The organism is Floridaenema evergladense BLCC-F167 (genome assembly GCF_041929205.2).
Taxonomy (GTDB): domain Bacteria; phylum Cyanobacteriota; class Cyanobacteriia; order Cyanobacteriales; family Aerosakkonemataceae; genus Floridanema; species Floridanema evergladense.
Genome location: NZ_CM171625.1, coordinates 472,931 through 499,601, shown reverse-complemented (window position 1 = coordinate 499,601; position 26,671 = coordinate 472,931). Strand labels below are relative to the sequence as shown.

General features: G+C 40.6%; 24 protein-coding genes. 16 read left to right on the top strand and 8 right to left on the bottom strand.

All coding sequences use genetic code 11. From position 1 onward, the window contains the following. Positions 1-13 precede the first annotated feature (13 nt). Entirely contained in the window at positions 14-1,126 is a 1,113-nt protein-coding gene (locus tag ACE1CA_RS02340) for an IS630 family transposase (protein ID WP_486517950.1), read from the bottom strand. A gap of 100 nt (positions 1,127-1,226) precedes the next feature. Between ACE1CA_RS02340 and ACE1CA_RS02335 the strand changes: the two genes are divergently transcribed. The 3 genes from ACE1CA_RS02335 (at position 1,227) to ACE1CA_RS02325 (ending at position 2,394) form a co-directional block, all read left to right on the top strand. Next, positions 1,227-1,607 carry a hypothetical protein gene (locus ACE1CA_RS02335; RefSeq protein WP_413279219.1) on the top strand — a complete coding sequence of 127 codons (381 nt, stop codon included), beginning with the start codon at positions 1,227-1,229 and terminating at the stop codon, positions 1,605-1,607. 102 nt (positions 1,608-1,709) lie between these two features. Continuing rightward, entirely contained in the window at positions 1,710-1,973 is a 264-nt protein-coding gene (locus ACE1CA_RS02330) for a hypothetical protein (protein ID WP_413279218.1), read from the top strand. Further along, complete coding sequence (locus ACE1CA_RS02325) at positions 1,957-2,394, top strand: PIN domain-containing protein (protein ID WP_413279217.1); 438 nt, start codon at positions 1,957-1,959, stop codon at positions 2,392-2,394. The genes ACE1CA_RS02330 and ACE1CA_RS02325 overlap by 17 nt, the downstream gene beginning before the upstream one ends. Positions 2,395-2,556: 162 nt before the next feature. Here the strand turns inward: ACE1CA_RS02325 and ACE1CA_RS02320 are convergent, their stop codons facing one another. After that, positions 2,557-3,639: an ATP-dependent 6-phosphofructokinase gene (locus ACE1CA_RS02320; RefSeq protein WP_413279216.1), complete on the bottom strand. Its 1,083-nt coding sequence runs from the start codon at positions 3,637-3,639 to the stop codon at positions 2,557-2,559. A 186-nt stretch (positions 3,640-3,825) separates the two neighbouring features. On the opposite strand from ACE1CA_RS02320, the gene ACE1CA_RS02315 reads away from it, so the two are divergent. Then, the gene (locus ACE1CA_RS02315; protein WP_413279215.1) at positions 3,826-4,965 is read left to right on the top strand and encodes a M14 family metallopeptidase; all 1,140 of its coding nucleotides are present in this window, start codon (positions 3,826-3,828) and stop codon (positions 4,963-4,965) included. An 81-nt stretch (positions 4,966-5,046) separates the two neighbouring features. Here the strand turns inward: ACE1CA_RS02315 and ACE1CA_RS02310 are convergent, their stop codons facing one another. The 3 genes from ACE1CA_RS02310 to ACE1CA_RS02300 all read right to left on the bottom strand — a co-directional run bounded on the left by ACE1CA_RS02310 (position 5,047) and on the right by ACE1CA_RS02300 (position 8,268). Next, a complete protein-coding gene (locus tag ACE1CA_RS02310; protein WP_413281891.1) occupies positions 5,047-6,225 on the bottom strand; it encodes a class I SAM-dependent methyltransferase in 1,179 nt (392 codons plus the stop codon). A gap of 191 nt (positions 6,226-6,416) precedes the next feature. Beyond that, on the bottom strand, positions 6,417-7,601 hold the full coding sequence (locus ACE1CA_RS02305) for an NAD(P)H-quinone oxidoreductase subunit H (RefSeq protein ID WP_413281892.1): 1,185 nt from the start codon (positions 7,599-7,601) through the stop codon (positions 6,417-6,419). A gap of 373 nt (positions 7,602-7,974) precedes the next feature. Continuing rightward, the gene (locus ACE1CA_RS02300; protein WP_413281893.1) at positions 7,975-8,268 is read right to left on the bottom strand and encodes a hypothetical protein; all 294 of its coding nucleotides are present in this window, start codon (positions 8,266-8,268) and stop codon (positions 7,975-7,977) included. Between the two features lie 308 nt (positions 8,269-8,576). Between ACE1CA_RS02300 and rsmH the strand changes: the two genes are divergently transcribed. After that, complete coding sequence (gene rsmH / locus ACE1CA_RS02295) at positions 8,577-9,476, top strand: 16S rRNA (cytosine(1402)-N(4))-methyltransferase RsmH (protein ID WP_413281894.1); 900 nt, start codon at positions 8,577-8,579, stop codon at positions 9,474-9,476. Positions 9,477-9,493: 17 nt separating this feature from the next. On the opposite strand, the gene ACE1CA_RS02290 is transcribed toward rsmH, so the two are convergent. Continuing rightward, positions 9,494-11,359 (bottom strand): ATP-binding protein, encoded by a 1,866-nt coding sequence (locus ACE1CA_RS02290; RefSeq protein ID WP_413281895.1) that lies wholly within the window; start codon positions 11,357-11,359, stop codon positions 9,494-9,496. Between the two features lie 753 nt (positions 11,360-12,112). Here ACE1CA_RS02290 and ACE1CA_RS02285 point away from each other — a divergent pair. The 4 genes from ACE1CA_RS02285 to ACE1CA_RS02270 all read left to right on the top strand — a co-directional run bounded on the left by ACE1CA_RS02285 (position 12,113) and on the right by ACE1CA_RS02270 (position 15,901). After that, a complete protein-coding gene (locus ACE1CA_RS02285) occupies positions 12,113-12,859 on the top strand; it encodes a response regulator (RefSeq protein WP_413281896.1) in 747 nt (248 codons plus the stop codon). Positions 12,860-12,959: 100 nt separating this feature from the next. After that, on the top strand, positions 12,960-14,639 hold the full coding sequence (locus tag ACE1CA_RS02280) for a SpoIIE family protein phosphatase (RefSeq protein WP_413281897.1): 1,680 nt from the start codon (positions 12,960-12,962) through the stop codon (positions 14,637-14,639). Between the two features lie 3 nt (positions 14,640-14,642). Continuing rightward, on the top strand, positions 14,643-15,074 hold the full coding sequence (locus ACE1CA_RS02275) for an ATP-binding protein (protein ID WP_413281898.1): 432 nt from the start codon (positions 14,643-14,645) through the stop codon (positions 15,072-15,074). 386 nt (positions 15,075-15,460) lie between these two features. Continuing rightward, entirely contained in the window at positions 15,461-15,901 is a 441-nt protein-coding gene (locus ACE1CA_RS02270) for a hypothetical protein (RefSeq protein ID WP_413281899.1), read from the top strand. Between the two features lie 7 nt (positions 15,902-15,908). Here the strand turns inward: ACE1CA_RS02270 and ACE1CA_RS02265 are convergent, their stop codons facing one another. Together ACE1CA_RS02265 and ACE1CA_RS02260 are read right to left on the bottom strand one after the other, a co-directional pair. After that, entirely contained in the window at positions 15,909-16,337 is a 429-nt protein-coding gene (locus ACE1CA_RS02265; RefSeq protein WP_413281900.1) for a ketosteroid isomerase family protein, read from the bottom strand. 112 nt (positions 16,338-16,449) lie between these two features. Further along, positions 16,450-16,971: an orange carotenoid protein N-terminal domain-containing protein gene (locus tag ACE1CA_RS02260; RefSeq protein ID WP_413281901.1), complete on the bottom strand. Its 522-nt coding sequence runs from the start codon at positions 16,969-16,971 to the stop codon at positions 16,450-16,452. Between the two features lie 247 nt (positions 16,972-17,218). On the opposite strand from ACE1CA_RS02260, the gene queG reads away from it, so the two are divergent. From queG to secA, 7 genes are all read left to right on the top strand, one after another. After that, positions 17,219-18,193 carry a tRNA epoxyqueuosine(34) reductase QueG gene (gene queG / locus ACE1CA_RS02255; protein ID WP_413281902.1) on the top strand — a complete coding sequence of 325 codons (975 nt, stop codon included), beginning with the start codon at positions 17,219-17,221 and terminating at the stop codon, positions 18,191-18,193. Between the two features lie 28 nt (positions 18,194-18,221). Next, entirely contained in the window at positions 18,222-18,872 is a 651-nt protein-coding gene (locus ACE1CA_RS02250; RefSeq protein WP_413281903.1) for an HAD-IA family hydrolase, read from the top strand. A gap of 776 nt (positions 18,873-19,648) precedes the next feature. Beyond that, complete coding sequence (locus tag ACE1CA_RS02245) at positions 19,649-20,551, top strand: MBL fold metallo-hydrolase (protein ID WP_413281904.1); 903 nt, start codon at positions 19,649-19,651, stop codon at positions 20,549-20,551. A 69-nt stretch (positions 20,552-20,620) separates the two neighbouring features. Continuing rightward, a complete protein-coding gene (locus ACE1CA_RS02240) occupies positions 20,621-21,706 on the top strand; it encodes a bifunctional riboflavin kinase/FAD synthetase (RefSeq protein WP_413281905.1) in 1,086 nt (361 codons plus the stop codon). A 104-nt stretch (positions 21,707-21,810) separates the two neighbouring features. Further along, the gene (locus ACE1CA_RS02235) at positions 21,811-22,719 is read left to right on the top strand and encodes an AAA family ATPase (protein ID WP_413281906.1); all 909 of its coding nucleotides are present in this window, start codon (positions 21,811-21,813) and stop codon (positions 22,717-22,719) included. A 70-nt stretch (positions 22,720-22,789) separates the two neighbouring features. Then, a complete protein-coding gene (locus ACE1CA_RS02230) occupies positions 22,790-23,350 on the top strand; it encodes a diheme cytochrome C (RefSeq protein WP_413281907.1) in 561 nt (186 codons plus the stop codon). A gap of 503 nt (positions 23,351-23,853) precedes the next feature. Next, positions 23,854-26,664 carry a preprotein translocase subunit SecA gene (gene secA, locus ACE1CA_RS02225; protein WP_413281908.1) on the top strand — a complete coding sequence of 937 codons (2,811 nt, stop codon included), beginning with the start codon at positions 23,854-23,856 and terminating at the stop codon, positions 26,662-26,664. Positions 26,665-26,671 lie beyond the last annotated feature (7 nt).

The window sequence follows — 26,671 nt, the reverse complement described above, 5'->3', positions numbered from 1 at the left end:
AGCTGTTAAGCATTTAAACAGGGATAAGAGCATTACCTTTATTTTTAAGTTTTCGCTCCCATTTAATAATTAACTGTCCTTCATTTAAAAGTTGATGTAATAAATATTCTAATTCTTCGATTGATTTAAATAGTCGATTAGCAATAAATTCTTTTGTTGAATGCCAAACTAATTCAATTAAGTTATAATCCGGGCTATATTTCGGGAGAAACTCTAAATGAATATTGGGCATTTCAGCGGCAACTTTCTGGAGATATTCTGCCTTTTTATGAAAACTAGCATTGTCGAGAATTATCACTATTTTGGCTCCTTTTTCAGCAAATTCATCGGCTTCATTGCCAGCAGCTACCCATTCACCAATCAATTCTTGATAAAACAGTTTTAGCACTTGATAAAAACTTTCTGAATTGCTTTTATCCAGAAATTCCACAAACCTTTTCTTGTCGGAATACCTCAGCCCTCCCATTACATTAATCCGACCCTTTCTTCGATCTCCTCTCACCTCTTTTCGGCTACCTTTTTTACACCAATTCTTTCTTTTTATCACGCTTAAACTAAAACCGCTTTCGTCCCAAAACCATACTTGTAAACGTTCTGGATTCTCTTTTTCTATTTTTAAATATTCGGTTATCTTCTTTTTAAATTCTTTTCTTTTTTCCGGCTCTCGCTTTCCCTCTAAGCTGTACTTCGCCCAGAGGTAAACGAACTTTTTTTGCTCTAATATTCTCCTAACTTGCGACCCACTTAATTTTATTCCTGTCGTTTCTGCTAAATATGTTGCTAACCTTTGTGCCGTCCATCTGCCAAATTCGTATCCTAATTCTTTGGGTTCTTTATCTACTGTCTCTAATAATATTTCTCTATATTTATCTGTAGCTTTTTGATGATTACCCTTCATCCTTTCATCGACTAGGCTTTCTAGATTATCTGGATCTCCATGTACGCACCAATAAGATACTTTATTTATTGAACAGCCCAGAAATTCCGCTATTTTAGCTTGAGTTTTTCCATCATTTAGCAACAGTAACATCAGAATTCTTTCTCTAATGTTTCCATTTTCTTCTTCTTTTAGGGCTTTTTGTAGCTTCTCTACTTGTTCTAAGCTCAGATGATTCTTTGCTGGCATTTCCTGACTCATTTTGCTCGGTTGACTTTTCCATTTTACCCTATTTAAATGATTAACAGCTTACTACTGTTGAGTAGAGTTTCCCAGTGGGTAGATAAATATGGACGAAGTAGCTCGTAGGATTGCTTCACTTGGTCTTCCAGGTGTTATGCTCGCAGTAGCTCTGTCTATTGCAGGTGGAATGGGTCTAGCAGGTGCAGCCGCTATTACAACAGCATTGGCTATGCTTGGTGGCCCTCTTGGAATGATGGGTGGAATCGGAGTTCTCTTGGCTGCAACAGCAATTGGAGAGGCTGTAAGTCGGTACGGAATTCAAGCGGTATTGGTAGCGACATACTTAGAAAGACGTAGGCAAGGAGAGCCATGCCACAGGCTTTGTCAGGAAATTAGCACTTTATGGATTTCTGAAGAATTAAGGCGGGAAATATCGAGACAAATTAGACTTTCTGGTTGTTGTAACGATTGTCCCAATCTTCGTTAGATAAAGTATCAAGGTAGTAAGAGCGATCGCACACTTTCTCCTCAACTTGCAATATCAAAGTACGATAAAATTTGATTACAATATTTAATTTGGAGTTGAATTATGAAACAAGTGGGAGTAGAGGAATTGAAAGAACGATCGCTCGATTATTTAACTGGTAATGAAGCTTTAGCGATCGAACATAACGGCGAAGTAGTAGGATTTTATTATCCCAAAAAACGACCAAATCAGGAAGAAGTCGAGTGTGCTGTTAAACAATTGAGTGAGACAGTACAGCGCGTACTCGCTGAAACTGGGATGACAGAGGATGAATTAGCTGACCTTTTTGATACAAGCAAGCCGTTTCCTTATGATACTAATAGTTGACGCAAACATTTTAATAGGAGAACTGCTGCGACAAAGAGGGCAAAATTTAATTCAAAACCCCGAACTGATGCTTTACATTACTGAACAAGTTTTAGATGAAACTCAGTATGAGATCCGACGAAGGATACCATTAATGGTAAGCCAAGGTAGACTCACGGAAGCAAACGCACAACTTTTACTTGCTCAAGCCATACATTTGATTGAAACTAAAGTTTCAGTAATTACAGAACCTAACTATATCCACTTAGAAATAGAAGCCAGAAATCGTATTCCCAGAGATCCAAATGATTGGTCAACGGTAGCGTTAGCATTATTAATGAATGCGGCAATTTGGACTCAAGACTGTGATTTTTTAGGTTGTGGTTGTCCGACTTGGACAACAGAAACTTTACTAATTCAAATGCAGACAAATCAAATATAAAAACTGCTGATTTTTAACCGCTGTACAAACAAAAAATGCTCATCCCACAGCATAAATGAATGAGCATTTGTGTTAAACACCAATTCCTCAAAAGTAATTGGTAATGCCAAAATTCCTATCACACATTATTTACTACCCATTTTTCCCAGTACTAATTTGTGGTTAATCTCCCAAACAAATGCCTAAACCTCTGGCGGTTTTAACTAGCATTCCTTCGGGATCTACTGTACTATATTTGCCGATCGCTTCAGGAATTGGTACGCTTACTACTTGGCGATTTTGCCAACTTACCATGCAGTCATATTTACCTTCAGCAATTAAATCAATTGCTGCGACTCCAAACACAGAACCAGTTAATCTATCTAATGGTGAAGGTGTTCCGCCACGTTGGATATGTCCTAACACAGTTACCCTGGTTTCTGCACGACTACAAGCACAAATTTGATCGGCTAAATATTGACCGATACCGCCATATCTGGTTTGTCCTAAACGATTTATATTCTTAATTGTTTCGCCATTTTCTGCTTTCACAGCTTCCGAAACAATTATCAAAGAATAGTTTTTTCCCGACTCTTGGCGTTCCCGAATTTTATTACAAATACTCTCCAGATTGTAGGCAATTTCTGGGATGAGAATTATATGCGCTCCACCAGCAATTCCGGCACTAATTGCAATATGTCCAGCATCCCGTCCCATGACTTCTAAAATCATGACTCGGTTGTGACTAGCAGCTGTAAAATGCAAACGATCTAAGGATTCTGTAGCGATATTAACAGCTGTATCAAATCCAATAGAACGTTCTGTACTTCCCACATCGTTATCAATTGTTTTAGGAATAGCTACTAAATTTATCCCGCCTTGTTGAGCAATTTTTCGCACGATTTCCATGCTACCATCGCCACCAATTACTATTAAGGCATCTAACCCTAATTGATGATAACCAGCGATGATTTCCGCCGAGCGATCGCGTGTAGTACCATCAGGCATAGGAAAAGCAAAGGGATCTCCCGTATTTGTTGTTCCTAAAAACGTACCGCCCATGATTAACAATTCATCAACTTTATCAATTTCTAGCGGAATAAAGTCAGGCGGAGAATTCATTAATCCCATTGTAGCTTGGCGAATCCCTAAAACTTTCCAATTATAAGAACCCACCGCACGGCATACTGCACCTCTAATAGCTGCATTTAAGCCAGCACAGTCGCCACCACTAGTTAAAATTCCAATGCGTTTTTGTTCTTGCATATTTTTTGTCTTCAATAGTAACTGGCATTATTTAAGTAGTGCATTATTGGCAAGTTGCTATCGCTTAATTATTGGGGAAACATCTGGGCTAAAATTGCCGCTCCACTACCTAATATTTGCTCCGAAAGTGCTAATCTCAGAGGAAGTAATCTTGGCATTTAGTTTAATCTATCTAGGAGTTTATAGATGATTCCGACAATTTCTCTGCTTCCTCTGGTACAACTCGCCTCTGGCGATCGCTTTTCCCTCCAAATATACAAATTCATTGGTTCCACTCCCGGTAAAAAAGCTTATCTTCAAGCCAATTTACATGGTGCTGAAATTGTTGGTAATGCCGTCATTCATCAGTTAATTGAGTTTTTGATGAGTATCAATGACACAAATATTACTGGTGAAATATGGCTTGTTCCCCTCTGTAATCCTTTTAGCACAAACCAACGTACACACTACTTTTCTACTGGAAGATTTAACATTTATGATGGTAAAGATTGGAATCGAATATTTTGGGATTTTGAAAAAGAATGTAAAGATTTAGAAATATTTGTTAAAACCCAACTAAATTGTGATGCTGATGTTATTAGACAAAATTATCTTCAACAAATTAAACAAAGCTTTGAAAAACTAGCAGACAAAATAAATTCTCCCAGTGGAGTACCTTTAAGCGAGTTATACCGATATCAACTACAATCTTTATGTTTAGATGCCAATTATGTTATTGATATTCACAGTTCTAGCAATCAAGCCATAGATTACATTTACGGATTTAAAGGTAGAGAAGAAAGCGCCAAATCCTTCCTTTTAGACTATGAGATTTTACTAAACGAATATGACGGAGATGCCTTTGACGAAGCCTTCTTAAAGCCTTGGTTAGCCTTGGAAAATGCCCTAGATCAACAAAGCAAACCAATCCAATTTGATTTAGAATCGTGGACATTAGAATTAGGTTCAGGGATGCAAATGAATCCCGAATCAGTTGCCAAAGGAGTGCGGGGAATTAAAAACTATTTAGCCCAAAAAGGTATCTTATCAATTCCAGGATTTCCCCTGCCAGAAACAGCAAACCATCAAATAAATTATACTCGAAAAACCCAACTAAAAAAATACTACGCGCCCATTGGCGGAGTAATTCAAAATCGTCTAAAATTAGGAAATTCGGTAACATCAGGAGAGCGAATTTACCAAATAATTGCCTTTAACAAAGAAGGCAAATTACCAGTTATAATAGACGTTAACGCTGAAAAAAATGGCATAATCTTTGACCTATCCATCAACCATTCAGTCAACCAAGCAGAGTATGTATTAACAGTCCTAGAAACCGACAGTTAAACTAACTCTAATATTAAAATAGTACGTTGTTGCGCTTTAGCGCCTTTCTTTAGCGCTAAAGCGCAACAACGTACCTAAAAACTACCTTTTCGGAATAGTAAAACCCTGCAAAGGCTGAGTTATTTCCTCATCTGTTAAACCCCGACATTGCAGCAAAACACCGAAACCGCCCAAACCCATTGGGTTAATCATTTGGTGGAGGGAATCTCGACGTTGTAGAACTTTTTGAATATCCTGATAATCAGAACCGTTACTATCAGAAATAGCGGAAATACGATCGCCCAACCCCAACGCCATCAAAAACAACCCTTGCTGCGTAAAACCCAACCGCCGCAAACCGCACAACTCGCCCCACTTTTCCAAACCCGTAAAATCAACATGAGCAGTAATATCTTGATGACCTATATTGATATAAGGATCGTTATGATGACTGTGGCGATAATAGCATTGTAAAGTTCCCTGACTCCGCCCTAAACTATAGTAACGATGGGCAGGATAGCCATAATCAATGGTTAACAAATAACCCCGTTGGATTTTATCAGCAATCATGCTTAACCAATCCAAAGCCAGCAAATTTATCTCTGTGCGATAGCCCTCTGGATAAGCATTTTTCGCCAAATCAATTCCCACCAAATCAAAATATTCAACTAACCGATTTGTAGAAGCTTCTCCGGTTACTTCCACAAACTCCCCTTCCTTCCCTAAAGTTACATAAATTTCTTTTAATTCCCCTTGTTCCCAAATTACCTGATGTACCGGAAAAGCATCTACCAGTTCATTAGAAAAGCAACATCCAACCAAGGAATTAGCGGGTATTTCCTCCCATTCACACCACCGCAGCGGGAAATTAGACAAACGTTGTTGTTGTTCCAGCCTTAAAGCAGATGATTTTTCGACAATGATGTAATCTAATGCAGAGAAAAACTCGAAATGATGCTTGTGTAAATAACGCAGGATATCTCCGGCTAAAATTCCCTGTCCTGCCCCCATTTCCACTAAACTAAAAGGAACTGGACAACCTAAAATCTCCCACATTTGACAAAATTGCCCAGCTAACAACTCACCAAAATCTGCGCCTAAATGGGGAGAAGTAAAAAAATCACCTTGCGAGCCAATGTTAACTTGATTTGTAGAGTAGTAACCATGTTCTGGGTGATAAAGTGCCAAATTCATGAATTCAGCAAAAGTAATGCGCCCTTGGGGGTGGGAAGTGATTTGATTTGCGATCGCCCCCCGCAAACCTAAGTTAAAATCATCCATAAAAATAAATAGTTGTGAATTTTGAGCCTTGAATTTCGAGCCCTAATACTCAGACCTTGCAGAGTATGGAGGTAGAACCTCCCAACCCTCGTTACCAGGTTCAACCTGGTAACGAGAAATAGAGGCTCCGCCTCCTAGTCCAAGATCTCAGTAATAACTTTATTAACTCAAAACTCAAAACTCAAAACTTCCTAACGGTCTACCGAACCCATGATAATGTCGATACTGCCCAAAATTGCCACAACATCAGCCACCTTCACACCCTTTAACAGGTGAGGCAGAATTTGCAGATTCACAAAATCAGCAGCGCGAATTTTCCAGCGCCAAGGGAAAACATTATCATCACCAATCAGATAAATTCCCAATTCCCCTTTACCACTTTCCACACGGGCGTAGTACTCACCTTTAGGAATTTTGAAAGTTGGGGCGACTTTTTTAGCGATGTACTGATAATCGAAACCATTCCACTCAGATTTCGGCCCAGCAGCTAACCGCTTCGCTTCCAAATTCTCAAAAGGCCCACCGGGAAGACCCTTCAAAGCTTGGCGAATAATCTTCACCGACTCCCGCATTTCCCGAATTCTCACCAAATAACGGGCGAGGCAATCACCAGCAGTTTCATACTGCACTTCCCAATTGAAGTCATCATAACATTCGTAATGATCGACCTTCCGCAAATCCCACTTCACGCCAGAACCGCGCAACATCGGGCCAGAAAGACCCCAGTTAATCGCCTCTTCACGAGTCACAGTTCCCACGCCTTCAGTACGACGACGGAAAATCGGGTTATCTGTGATCAAGCGTTCGTATTCGTCAACCACAGGCATGAAGTAGTCGCAGAAATCGTAACACTTATCTACCCAACCGTAAGGCAAATCTACCGCTACTCCCCCGATGCGGAAGTAGTTATTATTCACCATCCGATAACCAGTCGCCGCTTCCCACAAATCGTAAATGTATTCCCGTTCGCGGAAAATGTAGAAAAACGGAGTTTGTGCGCCAACGTCAGCCAAAAATGGGCCAAGCCACAATAAATGGTTAGCAATGCGGTTCAACTCCAGCATAATTACCCGAATATAGCTGGCGCGTTTGGGAACTTCAATCCCTGCCAACTTTTCCGGCGCATTCACGGTAACAGCTTCGTTAAACATTCCCTCTGCGTAGTCCCAACGACTAACATAAGGAACATACATAATATTGGTGCGGTTCTCGGCAATTTTCTCCATGCCGCGATGCAGGTAGCCAATTACTGGTTCACAATCAACTACATCTTCCCCATCTAAGGTAACGATTAACCGCAATACCCCGTGCATCGAGGGATGGTGCGGCCCCATGTTCAGAACCATTGGTTCTGTTCTCGTTTCGATTCTTGCCATAGAACAGCAATTTTAAATTTTGTTTAGTTCCCTTAATTATATTGGCTTATGAAACGCCCTTTGGGTTAGCACTGACAAGGAAAGGCATAAAAAATTCTATGGTAACAGTTGACTCAGATCTTGCACTCAAAGGAGGTAGAACCTCCCAGATCCTCGTTCCCAGGTTGAACCTGGGAACGAAAAATGGAGGCTTTGCCTCTTGGTACAAAATCTGAGTTGACTTAGCTTAGGCTTCTTAGTTCCGATCTAACCAGATATCAAACAGATGCAGAATTTATTGATTTATTGCTTGACGAGCTAAACTTATGTCAAAAAAGAACTGAGTTTTGTTTCTAAAAACCCAGTTCTTTCCTGAATTTTAACTTCTTATAAATTATCTTCTGTCAGGTCGGCAGGAAATCCGCACCTGATAATACCGTCCGTTCCAATACCTCTCGCGACAGCAATAAAAAACTCGTCTACCACGACGTTCATAGTAGCAGACACGACGATCGCGCCACCGATCGTCCCTGTCTCTATCCCAATCTCGATCGTACCTCTGTGCATATTGCTGTGTTTGTGCTTGACTAGACACCTTTTCCGCAGCAAATGAAGGAACTGTGGAAGCAGCAGTAAGTACCGTTAATCCAGCGATCGCTACTCCAGCGATTAATCTATTTAAACTCATGAATTTCTCCTTAACAAACTGGTGAAAAAATTTACTTAAAAACAAGCTATCCTTGCTTTATTCTTCATCAAGAAGCACCATTTTTAAATAGCTATCAACCAAATTTACTTACGTAAAATTGGCTATTTGTTTACTATGATATTCTCTCTAATTGTGTGATGTCCAGGATTTTTTTTAAAATAATGTGAATCTACTAAATTTAAGTAGGTGGCACTTCAAGAAAATAAAATTTTATACATTCTATTATCGTCGCTTGCAGACAAAAAATCGGTTAAAATCTATCTATTATCATTTGACGATCATTAACTATGGATGCGATCGACCGCAGCGCCAAAAATCAGGAAAAAGAAGTTGATTTTGTGCATATTTCAGTTTTAGCAGATGAATTAATTTCTGGGTTAGCAATTAATCCTGGAGGAATTTATCTTGATGCGACAGTAGGTGGTGGTGGACATAGTCAGTTAATTTTGCAAGCGAGATCGGATATAAAAGTGATTGCGATCGATCGCGATGCAGAAGCTATTAATGCTGCTAAAAATAAATTGGCTGAGTTTAGCGATCGCCTCACCTTTTGGCATGGTAATTTTGCCGAATATCATCCAGAAAATCTAAATTTTGATGGTATAATCGCTGACTTAGGCGTAAGTTCTTTTCATTTAGATACAGGTTCTAGAGGTTTTAGCTTCCGCCAAGAGGCAGAATTAGATATGCGAATGGATCAAAGAGATAACTTAACCGCTGCTGACATTATTAATGAATGGGAAGAAGCAGAATTAGCAGATATTTTTTATAAATATGGTGAAGAAAGATTATCGCGCCGCATTGCTAAACAAATTGTCGAAAAGCGACCATTTAAAACTACAACAGAATTAGCAAACGAAATATTTCATAGCGTTCCCCGTTCCTACCGCTACGGAAGAATTCACCCAGCAACTCGCGTATTTCAAGCATTGCGAATAGTCGTCAATCAAGAATTAGCATCTTTAGAAACTTTCTTGAAAACCGCACCCAATTGGTTAAAATCAGGGGGAAGAATTGGGATTATTAGCTTTCACAGTTTAGAAGATAGATTGGTGAAACATTCTTTCAAAGAATCGCCAATTTTGCAAGTGATTACTAAAAAACCAATCATACCCCAAGAAGAAGAGATAGAGAAGAATTTGCGATCGCGTTCCGCCAAACTTAGAATAGCAGAAAAACTGGGATAACCTCAATAACTAATCAATCATTTGAGTACCCTTCTCCCACAATTATTTGTGTAATTAAGCGGCGGTATATGACGAGGAATTTCTACTTGGAAACAAGAACCTTTCCCCAACTCACTTGTCACACTCACCTTTCCCTTCATTAGTTCCACCAAAGATTTAATAATCGCCAAACCTAAACCAGTACCATAATGCGTTTTGGTGAAACTTTGATCTACTTGCCAAAACTCCTGAAAAATATTTTTTAAATGTTCTTCAGCAATGCCAATTCCCGTATCTGTCACCCGAATAGCTAATTGCAGCGAATCAATTTCAAATACTTCCAATTCTACTTTACCAACTGAAGTAAACTTAATCGCATTCGACAGCAGATTCATTAAAACTTGCTTTAAACGATAGCTATCATTAATGATTATTGGATTGCTCAAATTAATTGTTAATTGTAAGTTTATATGCTTTTCCTCTGCTGACAAACGCACTTCTTCTATCGCTTCTTTAACTAATGATTCCAAGTTAAATTGTTGGCGTTGCAAATCCATTCTACCTGCTTCAATTTTGGAAAGGTCGAGGATGTCGTTAATTAATTCTAGCAAGTGTTTACCATTATTTAAAATCCTTTCCAACATACTCATCTGTTCTCGCGAAAACTGCGAATTAGATGTGTTATTTTTAATCTGGCGCAACAATAATTGAGAAAAGCCAATTACTGCATTCATTGGAGTGCGTAATTCATGAGAAACTGTTGCTAAAAACTGAGACTTTAATTTAGCTGCTTCTAAAAGCTGCAAGTTTTGTAAGTGAATTTGTTGTCGTTGATTTTCTAGTTCTTCATTTTGCTTTACTAAAATTTCATTTTGAACGGCTAACCGTTCTTCCCGTTCTTCTAAAATTCTAATAATTCTAGCATTATTAATAGCTATAGCGGCTTGTTCACCCACAGCAATTAATAGTTTTTGTTCCTCTTTAGTAAAAGCATTACTATTATCCCAATTCCCGATCGCTAACAATCCTAAACGTCCAGCTTGCGCCGATTCAATGGGAACTGCATAAACACAAGCAGGTAAATCATCTCTACCTTGAATATGTTGAGAAAAACCTGTAACAGCTACTTTTGCTAACCAACCTTCCCCCTTGCCAAACGCATCTTCTATGCGTAATTTTTCTGTACCAATTCCGGTAGTAACTGTTAACATCAAGCGGTTACATTGGGGGTTATGTAATACTAGTAAGGCAAACTGTGCTGTGGGAATTACATCACAAACAGATTGCACCATTAATTGCAGCAAATTCGATAAATTCGCCAAGCGTTGATTCAGGAGATTGGTTAAACGTTGCAGAGTTCTTAACTGTTGTTGTTGTTGTCCTAAAATACCGATCGCTCTCCGCAACTTCTCATTCATTTTCAACTGAGAATCTGTCTCTTCCCCAAGATTAACAGATAAATTATCCCAACTTATTAAGCGATCGTCCTTTTCTGATTCAGACTCTAAAAACACTTGTTTCTTAGTTCGATAAAGTCTCATTAAATGCGCCAAATTACTTTTAAGTAAACTCGACACCTTAGCCTTACTCACATAATCAGATACCCCCGCTTTTAACAGTTGTGCGAAAGTCGCTTCATCCTCCTGATTAGTTAACACGACAATTGGTACCTGCATATCCACAGCAGATAACCTCTCCAATAACACTAACCCTTGAGCATCCAGTAAACTCTCATCTAAAAATACACAATCCAACTTTTGTTCTTGCAAAATTACTAAAGTCTCAGCTAAATCAGATGCTTCATAGAATTCTACTAGCTCATCAGTATCTTTGAGACACTGACAAACTCTCATACGTTCCACTGCGTCATCATCGACCACTAAGACTAGAAAATTTTTCGCCATAATCACTAAAAATTTGACCGATCAATTAAAATTCTATTAATTAGAAGTTCATAGTTGTTTTCCTCGCCACTCTTACGAGCAAAATAGAGATATAACACCTATAACCCACAACTGCGAACCGAAAAATGCTAATATTTGGGAAAAATCGCAACTTGTGAGATTAGACAACTGCTAACTGAGTACCGGGTAATCAAAATTAACCCCATCAGGAGCTATTACAATGCTTTTGGGGGTCAAATAAAAAGTTTTTTAGAATTACCCTCTCCGATCGTCTCACCCCTAAGAACAATTATTCTCCTACCATTTACCAGGTATACTGAATAAATGTTAACTACAAATTAAAGTTAACCCTTGGAGATTAAGAAATCGGACTCTAGGAGGAATTTCTGCCATCAAACTCTAATACCCCAGCCAGCAGTTCCTAGCAGCTACTCAGCAAAACCCTTGATTCAGTGGCATTTCCTACCCTAAATGGCGTAGAATCTCCACACTCAAGAATTAGAGGAGCAAGCATTATGATAATCTCGTAATCCAAACAGTATCAAACAGGTTAAATTAAAACCCTCCTTGGTATTAGTTTCACAGCTGAGTTTTTCTAAGCGAAACTTGAAAAAATTATTCTATTACATAGAATCTATCGAGATTGAGGAAGATATCTCTCCTGCCAAGGGGTGTAATTTAACTAAACCTCTGGAAACATTTGTAAACTAGTGTGGCACAAGTCAAACTCATAAATAATTGGGAACGTTGACAATGGACAAAATTCGCGTTGCCCTCATTGAAGATCATGACCTTACCCGCGTGGGGATTAGGACAGCATTGCAACAACGGCAGGAAATTGAAGTTGTAGGTGAAGCTGCTAATGGTAATGATGGGCTTAAATTAATAGAGACAGAACAACCTGATATTGCCATCGTTGATATTGGATTGCCAGATATGGATGGCATTGAGTTGACAAGAAAGTTAAAAGAAAGTAAAACTGACGACGACACAGTGCCAAAAGTGGACACAGTGCCAAAAGTGTTGATTTTGACTTTACAAGATAACGAAAAAGCTGTACTAGCAGCTTTTGCTGCTGGTGCAGATTCTTATTGTATGAAAGACATTAGCTTCGATCGATTATTAGAAGCATTAGAGGTGACACAACAAGGAAACTCTTGGATCGATCCAGCGATCGCCAGAATTGTACTTAGTCAAACCAGACAACCTCCACAGCAAGTTGCCAACGCTACTCAAGAGCCAATCTCTTCTAAAACCGTATCAATAGGAGCCGAAAATTCAGAATTTACCCACATGATAGAGGCATACCCATTAACTGAAAGGGAATTGGAAGTGTTACAACTGATTGTGGAAGGTTTCAGCAACGCGGCGATCGCAGAAAAACTGTACATCACCGTCGGGACAGTGAAAACTCACGTCCGTAACATTTTAAACAAACTTTGTGCTGATGACCGTACCCAAGCAGCCGTGCGAGCTCTACGCTCTGGATTAGTAGGGTAAAGCATAAACACGGATTTTGAATTTTGGATTTGGAAATATAAAATTTTAGAATTCAAAATTCAAAATTCCCAATTACTATGACTTGGAAGTGGAGTAATAGATGAGTCGGGGAGACGGCAGCAAACTCAAACTCATGGTAGTAGATGACGAGCCTGATAACCTCGATTTGCTGTACAGAACTTTTCGGCGCGAATTTCAAGTATACAAAGCCGAAAGTGGGCCAAGTGCCCTAGAAGTACTCGACAAAGAAGGCGAAATGGCGGTAATTATCTCTGACCAGAGAATGCCCCAAATGAACGGGACAGAATTCTTAGGTCGGACAGTAGAACGCTTTCCAGACACGATTCGCATCCTGCTCACAGGTTACACAGATGTAGAAGACCTAGTAGAAGCAATCAACTCAGGTCAAGTCTTTAAATACATCACCAAACCTTGGAATCCTACCGAATTAAAAGCCGTAGTTCAACAAGCTTCCGAAACTTATGGGGTTCTGAAGCGTCGCACTGATGAACTACGCCGCGCCTTACAGCGAGAAACGATTTTTAATGCTGTAACTAGTGCGATTCGGGAATCTTTGGACTATCGCAGTATGTTACAAAAAATTGTGGAAACCATCGGTCACACCTTTGGTACCGCTGCTTGTTTACTGCGACCAGTGGAAAGTTTACGCTTACTATCAGAGTCCTTTTCCTATCATGCCCCTGGAACGGAGATAGAAATAGCGATCGATCCAGTAGGTTTACAAACAGTCCTAGAAACCCAACAAGCAAAAACCATTCAAAGCAACGACAACGAAGGCAAACAAACAACACAGCTAATCATTCCCCTAATCTGTCAGCAGGAAATACTCGCCATCCTGTGCCTGTATCACCAAAGCAACCGGGAAACTTGGTCATCCGAAGACGTAAAACTAATCGAAAGCGTCTCAGAACAAGCAGCACTAGCTCTTTCCCAAGCCAAACTCTACCAGCGCACCCAAGAACAAGCACAGCAAATGCGAGCCGAACTCGAAGTAGCTCGGCAAATTCAAAATAACCTGCTCCGCCAAAGTTGGCCCGATTTAGAAGGAATCAGAATCCAAGCTTGTTGCTTCCCCGCTAGAGAAGTCGGAGGCGATTTCTTTGAAGTTTTTGTTCATCCAAAAGGAGACATTTGGTTAGCAGTGGGAGATGTTTCTGGGAAAGGCGTTCCCGCAGCTTTGTTTATGGCAAGTGCCATCTCAGTTATGCGAAGAGAACTTTCCCAAGAAAATCCTCCCATGCCTCACACCCTAATGCAGAATCTCAACAGCAGTCTTTCCGAAGACCTCATCGGTAATAACTGCTTCATCACTATGGTTCTGGCCCGTTACACCACCGCAACTGGCGAACTAGTCTACGCCAACGCAGGTCATATTTACCCCTTGGTCTGGTCGTATAAAGACTTAGCCAAAAAAATTGATGGAGTTCAACCCAACTTTCTTAAAGCTAGAGGCGTTCCTTTGGGCATACTACCAATATGGAAAGGTACTGCTGGTAGCTTAGAACTTAAACCAGGGGAAGCACTTCTGTTAGCAAGCGATGGCATCACCGAAGCTACCGTTACCCAAGAAGACCTCACCCCAGGTAGTAGTGATGGTAGCGACCCCAGCCAACGGTTTATGCTGAAACAGGAAGGTCTATGGACTTTACTCGCTCAAGAGGCTAGTCCCTTAGATTTGACCCGGTTACTCGATCGCATCCGTGGACAAAACCAAGTACAAGAAGACGACCAAACCATACTTTCTCTGGAGGTTCTGTAATCAATGAGAACGGAGTTACATATTCCCAGTGACCTGAAATTCCTGAATATAGTTGAAAGCTGGTTACTAGGGTGTTTAGAAGTAGAACTAGGAGACTCGGTTGACTGGCCTCGCCAATCTAATCGCCTACGTTTAGCTTTAGTAGAAGCCTACTCTAACGTAGTCCGCCACGCTCACAAAGACCAGCCTAACTTACCCATCTTGATTCGCTTAGAACTTCAAGAACGAGATTTAGCCCTGGAAATTTGGGATCACGGCAAAGGCTACGATATCTCTACTTATCTACCACCTAGCCCAGAAGATAAACAAGAAAGCGGTTATGGTTGGCTAATTATGAATCGATTGATGGATAGAGTAGAGTACCGTTTACAAGTAAATGGTCGCAACTGTCTAAAGTTAGAAGCTAGTCTACCCAGTAAAACTAAAGATAACTGAAAGCACGTAACCCCCAATCAGCCAGTTCACTTGGAGCACTTAAATCAGCTATTCAAGTTGCTCTAGATTCAGGGTGCCAAAAACTGGCAAAGTATCGCAGCAGGTGAAATCCTAAGAAAAACCATAATTTCAGCCATCAAGAATTTTTTAGCTTTTACTTCCCTGTCTTTCGATTTACAAAAGTTCATGAAAGAGTGAGTAAAGTTAATAGGTTATATAACTTTTGCTAATTTTTGTTACAAACCCATTCACCATTAGATAAACAAACCTTAAGATTCGTACAAGATTTGCAAAAGCCTCATACCTCCTTACCGTAATAAGGAGGTAATTAAAAGCCTAAAGGTTTTTGCCTAAGATAAAAATTTTTGTAATATTAACCTACTGTCATGACCCAGCTGTTTCTCCTTTGCCCCCGGTATCGTTTAGATGATGAATCCCCTTGGCTTTTAGGTATCGATCCCGCTCGTCATTACTGGATTAGTATAAATGGCGATGCTGCTTTCACAGAATCAATTCCGGGATTGACCGTATCTTCTGTAACGGAATGGAAGCAAATTATGCGCCAATTTCGTGGGTTACAACCAGGAGAACAAATAAAATTAGCACGTATTTCGCAAAGCGTGAGTATTATCTGCATTAGCGAAAATTGCTTTGCGATCGCCACCGAATCCAAAAACGCCCCAGTATGGCACCTATTTGACCAAGAAACATTAGAAAGCTTATTAAGAACAGCACATCCAGACTGGCAATGTTCTGAAAAAGATATTGATTTAGGTCGTCAGATGCTATTCCGTTCCCTCCAACAATCAGAAGTTTCCGTCGCTTAAAACCAGCTTAACGACGCAAATTTAATAACTCTTGGGGAGAAGCTAGCAGCTTAATCGTAGCAGCAGCAATTTCCTGTCGGTTATTTAATAAAAATATCCAACCCACATTCACGCTAAATAAAGGTGTTTTAACTTTGCCTTTCACCTGAATTTGAGTGTAACCATCTTCTGTTTTTTCAGCAGTACCTTCTCTGGGTAGTAGCTTAATTTCGGTTGCTTCTTGTTGTAAATAAGCTGCGATCGCATCTCGCCCCACAACAGGCGACTCAAAAGGAGGATTTAACTCTCCCTCAACAGCAAACAAAGCCGCTGTTGCCGAAAAGTCACCTGCATTTATAGTTTGAAAATAGCTTAATATCGTACTTTCTGTTATCCCTTCAATAATTAAATCAGCTTGCTCATCCAAAGCAACAGGTGTAGCATCAATAGTCTGCATCGTTATTCCTCATCCTGCGGAACTTATAAACCCAACTTAAACAGAGGAGCAGGCTGAATTACCTGCTCCTCTAGAGGGAAATCTAAATCACTGCTTCGTTAGCAGCATCGGATTAGTCTGCCAATGGATCGACACCCATATCAATTACTGTGTTACGCAGAACAGTAATTTGTTGACCAAAATCCAACTGCTTAATCGCGCCTAAAACCTTTTCACCATCGCGAGACAGCTGGTAGCCTGGTGGCATGGGAACCACGAAACTTTGTACCATCCATTCTGCTAACTGATACCAGAATGCCAACTTAGTATTTGGGCTAAGAATACCGTAAGAGCGGCTGATTTGACTGTTCCGCTTCGCAGCTAAATCGCGCATAACTTCTAGCTGCTGAGCATGGGACATTTGCTTAATTTGATTCAACAGTCCTTCAGCTAACTGTAAACGTGCTGCTCCTGGTGCAGCAGGAGTAATGGAACGACCACATTCTGTATAAACATACCACAATACAGCTAATTGGTCATCCACAGACAAACGCTTGAATAATGCTGTAGTTGCAGGTACGGCATTAGCTAGCTGATTGTCGGAAGCAAAAGCATTAGAGAAGCTAGTTGAAGCTAAGTCTGCTGTAAAAGTCATATCTGTTAAAGAGATTCTTGATAACTACTGGTACAGCCGATGGGCTTCTTGAATCTCGTACTCCTTGATTTACATAATGCAACATAAATTTACAAATTGCAAATAAATATTACAAATACTTGAGTTAGGCAAAAACTAATGTAATAAGGTTGCTATTATATATAGATTTTCTATATGTATACTCGATCGTTGACGAAATAGGTTAGCAATTGTTAGCGTAATTATCCACGTAAAATCCAGAATACTTGTGGTCAATGCCATAATTGATAGCGCTCAGATCGAGCAAAAAGCTGCTGAGCTAGGATTTCATCAAGTTGGGGTAGCATCTGTTGAGATAGAGAATGAATCCGAAACTCAAAGATTGCAGCAATGGTTGGCTTTGGGTTATCAAGCGGAAATGGAATGGATGGCAAATCCAAAGAGAGAAAATATCCGCTTACTGATGCCAGAAGTTCAGTCAGTGATCTGTGTGGCGCTAAACTACTACACACCGCACCAACGTCCAGAGGGTAAAGAGTATGCCAAAATCTCTCGTTATGGCTGGGGGCGGGATTATCACAAAATCATGCACAAAAAACTAAAATTGCTGAGTAATTGGTTACAGCAGCAAGGAGAGGGAATTTTAGCACGTTATTATGCTGATACTGGCCCGATTCAAGATAAAGTTTGGGCGCAACGGGCGGGAATTGGCTGGATTGCGAAAAATACGAATGTGATTACTAGGAAATACGGTTCTTGGGTGTTTTTGGGCGAAGTTTTAACTAACTTGAAATTGACTCCTGATACCCCGCATACTCATCACTGCGGTACTTGTACTCGTTGTATCGCGGCTTGTCCGACAAATGCGATTCGTCCTTTGGTTAATTCTGACGATCGCCATCCCCAAACTTTTGTGGTAGATGCTAATCGTTGTATTGCTTATCATACGATCGAAAATCGGAGTGAAAAGCTACCTGATGCGATCGCACCCCATTTAAATAATTGGGTAGCGGGTTGTGATATCTGTCAAGATGTTTGCCCTTGGAATCAAAGATTTGCCCAAGAAACAGACGTTTTAGAATTTCAACCTTACCCAGGAAATGTTGACCCTACCCTAGAAGAATTAGCCCAAATTTCCCAGCTAGAATGGGAAAAAAAATTTCCCGCATCCGCACTACGAAGAATTAAACCAGAAATGTGGCAACGAAATGCCCGGACTAACTTAAAATATTTGCATCCTTAGCAGAGCTTTCCTTATAAATTATCAAGCTATGACTATAAAAGTAATTATTTTTGATTTTGATGGCACAGTTGCCGATACTTTTGATGCCTTAGTGACAATTAGCAATAATTTAGCTCCAGAATTCGGTTATTCACCTGTTACTTCTGAAGAAATCCCGCAAATTAAAGATTTGACAACTAGAGAAATTATTCAGCGATCGGGTATAGCAATTTATAAACTACCTTTTGTACTCCGAAAAGTTATCACCGAATTAAACAGTAAAATTCATAGCTTATCTCCGGTAGAGGGAATTAAAACAGCCTTATTTGAACTAAAAAAACAAGGCAATAGACTGGGAATTATTACTTCTAATGACCAAGAAAATGTTCAAGTTTTTTTGCAAAAAAATAGTTTATTAGATTTGTTTGATTTTATTTATTGTGGTACTAGAATATTTGGCAAAAGTCGAGTGATTAACAACTTCTTGCGCCAAGCTAATCTTCGACCAGAAGAAATTGTTTATGTTGGAGATGAAACCAGAGATATAGAAGCAGCAAAGAAAAGTAATATCAAAGTAATTGCAGTTAGTTGGGGATTCAACTCTGGAAATATATTGAAGCAACAGAAGCCTGATTTTTTAATCGAGCGACCCCAACAACTAATAGAAGTGATTCAACTTCTGCAAAACCCTCCATCTTAAACGATAAAACAGCACTTTTAGGAAGAGATAACCTAAAAACACAATTAAAGCAAGCTATGGGAAGTCACAATTGCTAAAGGATATCCACAACTTACAGAATCCATCAAGAAAATCTGGAGAAATCACTTCTAACAAAATAACAATATTTCAGTGTTTTAGATCACTGCTCCTTTTCCTAACAGACTGATAGGATGTGAAATCGATCCTTTAGGGCTAAATTTTAGGCAACTTGCTTAAAAATTTCTGCGGCAAAATCTTAGGATAAAAGTTTCTAAAGTATGGAACCAGTGCTTGATATCACACTCACAGGTAATCATCTTTAGGTAAACTGAGTATAAGCGCAGTAGTCAGTGGAAGTGAGTATAAAAATTCACAGCTACCACAACAAGCAGCTAAATTGTTACTGGTGAGGTTATGCTTAAATGCTCCTGTACTAACCCAAATTAGCAGCAGAGGTGAGAAATTTTATTTTAAAATTAAGCTAAAAAGTTGTAACCTCACTTGCAGTTGATCACCAAACCTAAAACCTATGGGAATCAATTGTCTCAAGAAAGCTGCTTTTGCTACTAAGCTGACCCAAATTATTTTGCTGCATCCTGTGAAAACAAACCCCAGCGTTTAAGCTGGTTTTCCTGGTGAAGGTTAACATAAAAATAAATTGATGGAGTAGTGCAAATTACCTTTTGAGATTACTGAGGTATGATTGTACAAAGCCATCCGAAAAGATGTAAAACCATAATCAGGGACTGCTTGAGGAAGAAAAGCGAGCAACACCCATGTCTGTGATGCAAAACCAATTTTTAATTAACTTCTGGGGCGTTAGAGGTAGCATACCCTGTCCAGGCCCACACACGGTACGTTACGGTGGCAATACACCTTGTATCCAAATGCAAGTAGGTGGCAAGCACCTAATTTTTGATGGTGGTACTGGGTTGCGGGTTTTGGGACAAACGTTGTTGTCTCAAATGCCATTAGAAGCTTACTTATTTTTCACCCACTCCCACTGGGATCATATTCAAGGGTTTCCTTTTTTTACGCCTGCTTTTATTAAAGGAAATCGCTTTAATATATATGGGGCAATTGCTCCCAACGGTGCCACGATCGAGCAACGGTTGCACGATCAGATGCTTCATCCTAACTTTCCCGTGCCATTACAAATCATGGGGGCGCAGTTAGAATTTTTTGACTTCAAGCCAGGAGATATCATCAAGCTAGAAGAGCATGATATCACTTTGGAAACAGGACTATTAAATCATCCTGGAGAAGCTGTAGGTTACAGAGTTAACTGGCGTGGTTGTGCCGTTGCTTATGTGACTGATACAGAGCATTATCCCGATCGCTTGGATGAAAATGTGTTGTATTTGGCACACAACGCTAATGTATTAATTTACGATGCTACCTACACCGACGAAGAATATAGTTCTCCCAGGACAAGCAAAGTCGGTTGGGGTCATTCCACTTGGCAAGAAGCAGTTAAAATTGCTCAAGCAGCTAATGTCGGAAAATTGGTAATTTTTCATCACGATCCCCTACATGATGACAATTTCCTGGATTTAGTTGGAGAACAGGCAGCAAAAGTATTTCCAAACACAATTATGGCAAGAGAAGGAATGTCCATAGAACTTCCCGTACCAGCACCCCTACCAGAAGATGTAGAGGATGTCAAGATTTCGGTATAAATTATGGAATCTCAGGGGTAACTTGTTGGGAAAGATGAAACTTGCCTAATTTGTGTCAAAATGTAAAGCGTGTGGGTTACCTCATCGTTAGCTACTGCTTTAACTCCAACTGCTGTTGCCCTGGGAAATTTCGACGGCGTTCACCAAGGGCATCAACAGGTAGTTAAACCTGTATTGCCTGTATTACATAGTTCGGATGCACGTAGTCCAGCAGTATCAACTCAAGGGGGTCGTAGATTAGACAACGGATTATTAATAGATGTAGACCATGATTGCTGGGAAAGTGATTATCGAATTAGCGCCAGCGATCGCCCATTTTCCACCGTTGTCACTTTTAATCCTCACCCGCGAGAGTTTTTTACCGGACAACCCCGTGCTTTACTAACGCCGTTAGATGAAAAAGTAGCGCAATTGACTGCATTGGGAGTAGAACAGTTAGTTTTACTACCATTCGATCGGGAAATGGCAGATCTAAGCCCTGAAGAGTTTGTCGAACAAATATTAGTCCGACAGCTAAAAGCTAAATGGATTAGTGTAGGGCAGGATTTTTGCTTTGGAAATGGACGTTCAGGAACTTCAGCAGACTTAAAAAAGATAGCTGTCAAGTATGGCGTAGAAGTAACGATCGTGCCAATACAAAACAACGAAGGGGAAAGAATTAGCAGTTCTGCGATCCGTCAGTTTCTCTTAGAAGGAGAAGTTGAACGGGCGAATCAATTATTGGGAAGACCTTATACTTTAATCGGTTGCGTGATCCAAGGTCAACAGTTAGGAAGAACGATCGGATTTCCTACCGCTAACCTGCAATTACCCGCTAATAAGTTTTTACCTCGGTTTGGTGTTTATGCGGTGCGAGTGGCGATCGATCGTGCTAAAGAAACGGAAATCTCAGCACCAAACGCAGCAACAGAAGGGAATTCACCTATTGTTACTCCCATAAGAGGAGTGATGAATATTGGTCGTCGCCCTACAGTGGATGGTACTAATCAAACTGTGGAAGTTCACCTGTTAGACTGGTCAGGAGATTTGTACGGGAAAACTTTAACTGTTAGTTTAGAAAAATTCTTGCGCCCAGAACAGAAATTTGCCTCCCTAGAAGAACTTAAACAACAGATTACAGCTGATTGTTGGCAAGCTAGGTCAGTTTTGAGTTAATAAATTAGGTGAAGTTTGATGGAGATTGGAGATTAGGAACTGAGAAATGGGAAAACTAGAATAGAGATTTCTTTGCTCTTAACTATTTACTTTTTACCTTAAATATGAGAACAGGTATTGAGCGGCTAACTGAAAACTTGAGTTTAACCTTGGTTGGCAAAACTGAAGCAATCCGTTTAGTATTAGTAGCACTGTTAACTGGCGGTCATGCTTTACTAGAAGACGTACCAGGGGTAGGAAAAACTTTACTTGCTAAGTCGTTAGCTCGATCGATCGACGGTAAGTTCCAAAGAATTCAGTGTACTCCAGATTTACTCCCTAGCGATATTACCGGAACGAATATTTGGAATCAAAGTAAGGCGGAATTTGAATTTTTACCGGGGCCAGTATTTGCTAATGTCGTATTAGCAGACGAGATTAACCGCGCCACACCCCGCACTCAGTCGGCGTTGTTAGAAGTAATGGAAGAACGACAGGTAACGGTAGATGGCGTATCCCGACAGGTACCCCATCCCTTTTTTGTGATTGCTACGCAAAACCCGATCGAATATCAAGGTACATTTCCTCTGCCAGAAGCGCAAATGGATCGATTTACCATATCCCTTTCACTCGGTTATCCTTCCGAAGCAGAAGAACTGCAAATGCTACAAAGGATTAAGGGAGGAATCACCGTTGAAGAATTAAAACCTTGCATTTCCTTAGAAGAAGTTCTAGAGTTACGCCGTTTGTGTAGCAATATCAAATTAGAAACTTCTCTGCAACAATATATTATTACCTTGGTTCGTGCCACTAGAGAACATGAAGAAATTACCCTTGGCGTAAGTCCGCGTGGTACAGTCGCTTTACAAAAAGCCACTCAAGCTTTAGCTTTTCTGTTGGATAGAGATTATGCTATTCCCGATGATGTTAAGTTTTTAGCACCTTATGTACTTTCCCATCGCCTCATTCCTTCAGGAGGAAGAAGATCCAATACCATAGTAGAGCGACTGTTAAAGGAAGTTGCTATTCCTTAGTAACGGGTTCATAGTTTATTGTTATTGAGCAATAAACTATGTATTTGGTACTTTAGCAAGATTGTATAACATGACAAACCTTGCCCGGTCAAAAACTCAGAAACGAAAACAAAGGCGACGATCGCTCACTCTATTCTTATTGCTCCTATTTTGGAGTAGCATCATTGCTTGGGGTTTAACTTTATTTACTCAACCTCAATCTTTACACAGTCAAACCGTAGTTGATACTTCCTCAATGGGAACTGTGGATGTAATTCCCCAACGTTACCGACTTGGACAAGAACTTTACTTAGATAATTGTGCCACTTGTCATATAGGAGTACCGCCAGCAGTTTTACCTACAGAAACTTGGGCAGATTTAATTCAAGATGCTCAACATTACGGAGTTCAAATTAAACCCTTGATCGATCCACAACGGACATTAGTTTGGCAATACTTGCGGACGTTTTCTCGCGAGCGATCGCAATACGAAGAACGAACTCCCTACCGCATTGCCCAATCTCGCTATTTTAAAGCATTACATCCCCAAATCAAAATACCCCGACCTCTCCCACTGGCTAGTTGTATCACCTGTCACCCCAGAGCAGATAAGTACGATTTTCGCAGCCTCTCTGCTGAGTGGCAAGATTAGCAGAGTATGGGGAGGAGGGGAGAATCTCAAGCGATAAACTCTACCCAGTCCTCCATCCCCAATCCTTCTGCCATAAAATGATAATATTATTAAGTTAGATTAAAATGCCAGTCAGCGATCGGCTCAGATGGGAGCGATACGTGCTACGCACAGGCTACGCCAACGCCAAAGCAGCAGATAACGATCGAGCAGACGAAAACAGGTGAAAAGATGCTCAAATTCCTCTGCCCTCTCTCTCTTTAGCCATTGAACGCTATACTGGCACTGTCCCGAAGTCCGTCCAGCCAAAAGTTAAAAGGTTAAAGGCAAAAAGAATGGATTCTTGCGCTTACTCTTGCTTCATTAATGCCAAAAAAATTTTTTCATTGAGTCTAAATTTTAGTGAATATTTAAGCCACTTCAGAGGTGAACATTTACCATATAAAAATAATTAGTAAAAGCTAACAAAATTTTATCTCCCAATCACATTGCACTAAACAACTAACAACATTTAAGCTACTGCCATGTTAAAAACTCTGTTAGGCGACCCCAATGCTCGTAAGCTAAAAAAATACCAACCTTACATTACCGAAATAAACTTACTGGAAGAAGAAATTAAAGCCCTTTCAGATCAAGAATTAAGGGGTAAAACAGCGGAATTTAAACAGAAACTCAAAGCCGCTAAAAATCCAACACATGAAAAAGAATTATTAGAAGAAATCCTCCCCGAAGCTTTTGCCGTAGTCCGAGAAGCAGGTCGGCGCGTATTAGGAATGCGCCATTTTGACGTTCAATTACTCGGCGGAATTATCCTGCACAGCGGACAAATTGCCGAAATGAAAACAGGTGAAGGAAAAACTTTAGTTGCCACACTACCTTCTTACTTGAATGCGATTTCTGGCAAAGGCGTTCACGTCGTCACTGTTAACGATTACCTCGCCCGTCGGGACGCAGAATGGATGGGACAAATTCATCGCTTCTTAGGATTATCGGTAGGATTAATTCAACAAGGGATGACACCCCCGGAACGGCAAAAAAATTACGCCTGCGATATTACTTACGCTACAAACAGCGAACTTGGGTTCGATTATCTGCGCGATAATATGGCAGTTGCCATGTCAGAAGTCGTACAACGTCCCTTTAATTACTGCATCATTGACGAAGTTGACTCGATTTTAATTGATGAAGCAAGGACTCCTTTAATTATTTCGGGTCAAGTAGAACGTCCCGGTCAAAAATATATTGGTGCTTCCGAAATAGCAGTCCAATTAAACAAGGATGAGCATTACGAAGTAGATGAAAAAGCTCGTAACGTGATCCTAGCTGATGAAGGTTTTGCTGAAGCAGAAAGATTGTTGGGAGTCAAAGACCTTTATGACCCTAATGACCCTTGGGCACACTACATTTTTAATGCTATTAAAGCTAAAGAATTGTTCATTAAAGATGTAAATTACATCGTTCGCAATGACGAAGTAGTAATTGTTGATGAATTTACTGGAAGGGTACTTCCGGGACGGCGTTGGAGTGATGGTTTACACCAAGCGATCGAAGCGAAAGAACGAGTAGAAATTCAACCGGAAACTCAAACTTTAGCGACAATTACTTATCAAAATCTGTTCCTGCTTTATCCGAAATTGGCGGGAATGACGGGGACAGCAAAGACCGAAGAGGCAGAATTTGAGAAGATTTACAAGCTGGAAGTTACCATTATTCCCACTAACCGTCCCACAGGTCGCACTGACCTCTCCGACGTAGTTTATAAGAAAGAGTCGGGTAAGTGGGTGGCTATTGCGGAAGAATGCGCGGAAATGCACCAAATTGGTCGCCCGGTGCTAGTGGGTACAACTAGCGTAGAAAAATCAGAAGTGCTCAGTAGATTACTTCACCAGAAAGAAGTTCCCCACAACTTGCTGAATGCAAAACCGGAAAACGTAGAACGGGAATCGGAAATTATTGCCCAAGCAGGACGTAGAGGTGCAGTGACGATCGCCACTAACATGGCAGGAAGAGGTACAGATATCATTCTGGGTGGTAACGCCGATTATATGGCGAGACTGAAATTGCGGGAATATTTATTGCCGAGAATTGTTCGCCCAGAAGATGACGATTTTTCACCTTTTCAAGTGCCTGGGGCAGAACATAACCGCAGTGGTGGTGGAGGTTTTACGCCAGGGAAAAAGGTGAAAACTTGGAAAGCTTCGCCGCAAATTTTCCCCACCGAACTTAGCAAGGAAACTGAAAAAGCCCTGAAAGAAGCAGTAGATTTGGCTGCCAAGGAATATGGGGAACGCAGTATGCCAGAATTGGAAGCAGAGGACAAAGTAGCTGTTGCTTCCGAAAAAGCACCAACCGACGATCCCGTGATTCAAAAATTGCGGTATGTTTATAACCGGATTCGGGAAGAATACGAAGTTTTGACCAAACAGGAACACGAAGAAGTAGTAAGATTAGGCGGTTTGCACGTAATTGGTACGGAACGTCACGAATCTCGCAGAATTGACAACCAATTACGGGGAAGGGCGGGAAGACAGGGAGATCCTGGTTCTACTAAGTTCTTCCTCAGTTTAGAGGATAACTTATTGCGGATTTTTGGGGGCGATCGCGTTGCTGGATTGATGACCGCCTTAAGGGTAGAAGAAGATATGCCCATTGAGTCGGGAATGTTAACCCGTTCCTTAGAAGGTGCCCAAAGAAAAGTCGAAACCTACTACTACGACATTCGGAAACAAGTATTCGAGTACGACGAAGTAATGAATAACCAACGTCGGGCAATTTATGCGGAACGGCGCAGGGTATTAGAAGGGCAAGATTTGAAGGAACAGGTGGTTAAATACGCTGAAAAAACGATGGAAGACATCGTAGATGCTTACGTTAATCCAGAGTTACCTTCGGAAGAATGGGATCTCAAGAGTGTGGTTGGTAAAGTTAAAGAATTTGTCTACTTGCTTTCTGATTTACAACCAGAACAATTAGAAGATTTATCGGTTGGGGAAATCAAATCTTTCCTCTCGGAACAGGTGCGAATTGCTTACGATATCAAAGAAGCGCAAATCGACCAATTTAAACCCGGACTAATGCGGGAAGCAGAACGTTTCTTTATCCTGCAACGCATCGATACTCTGTGGCGGGAACACTTACAAGCAATGGACGCATTGCGGGAAAGCGTGGGACTGCGGGGTTACGGTCAAAAAGACCCGTTGATCGAGTACAAGAGTGAAGGTTACGAAATGTTCTTGGAAATGATGACCGCTATTCGTCGCGATGTCGTCTACTCCTTGTTCCAATTCCAACCCCAAGGACAACCACAGGTGGAAACTGCATCGGAAATGGTTTAGAAGAGGC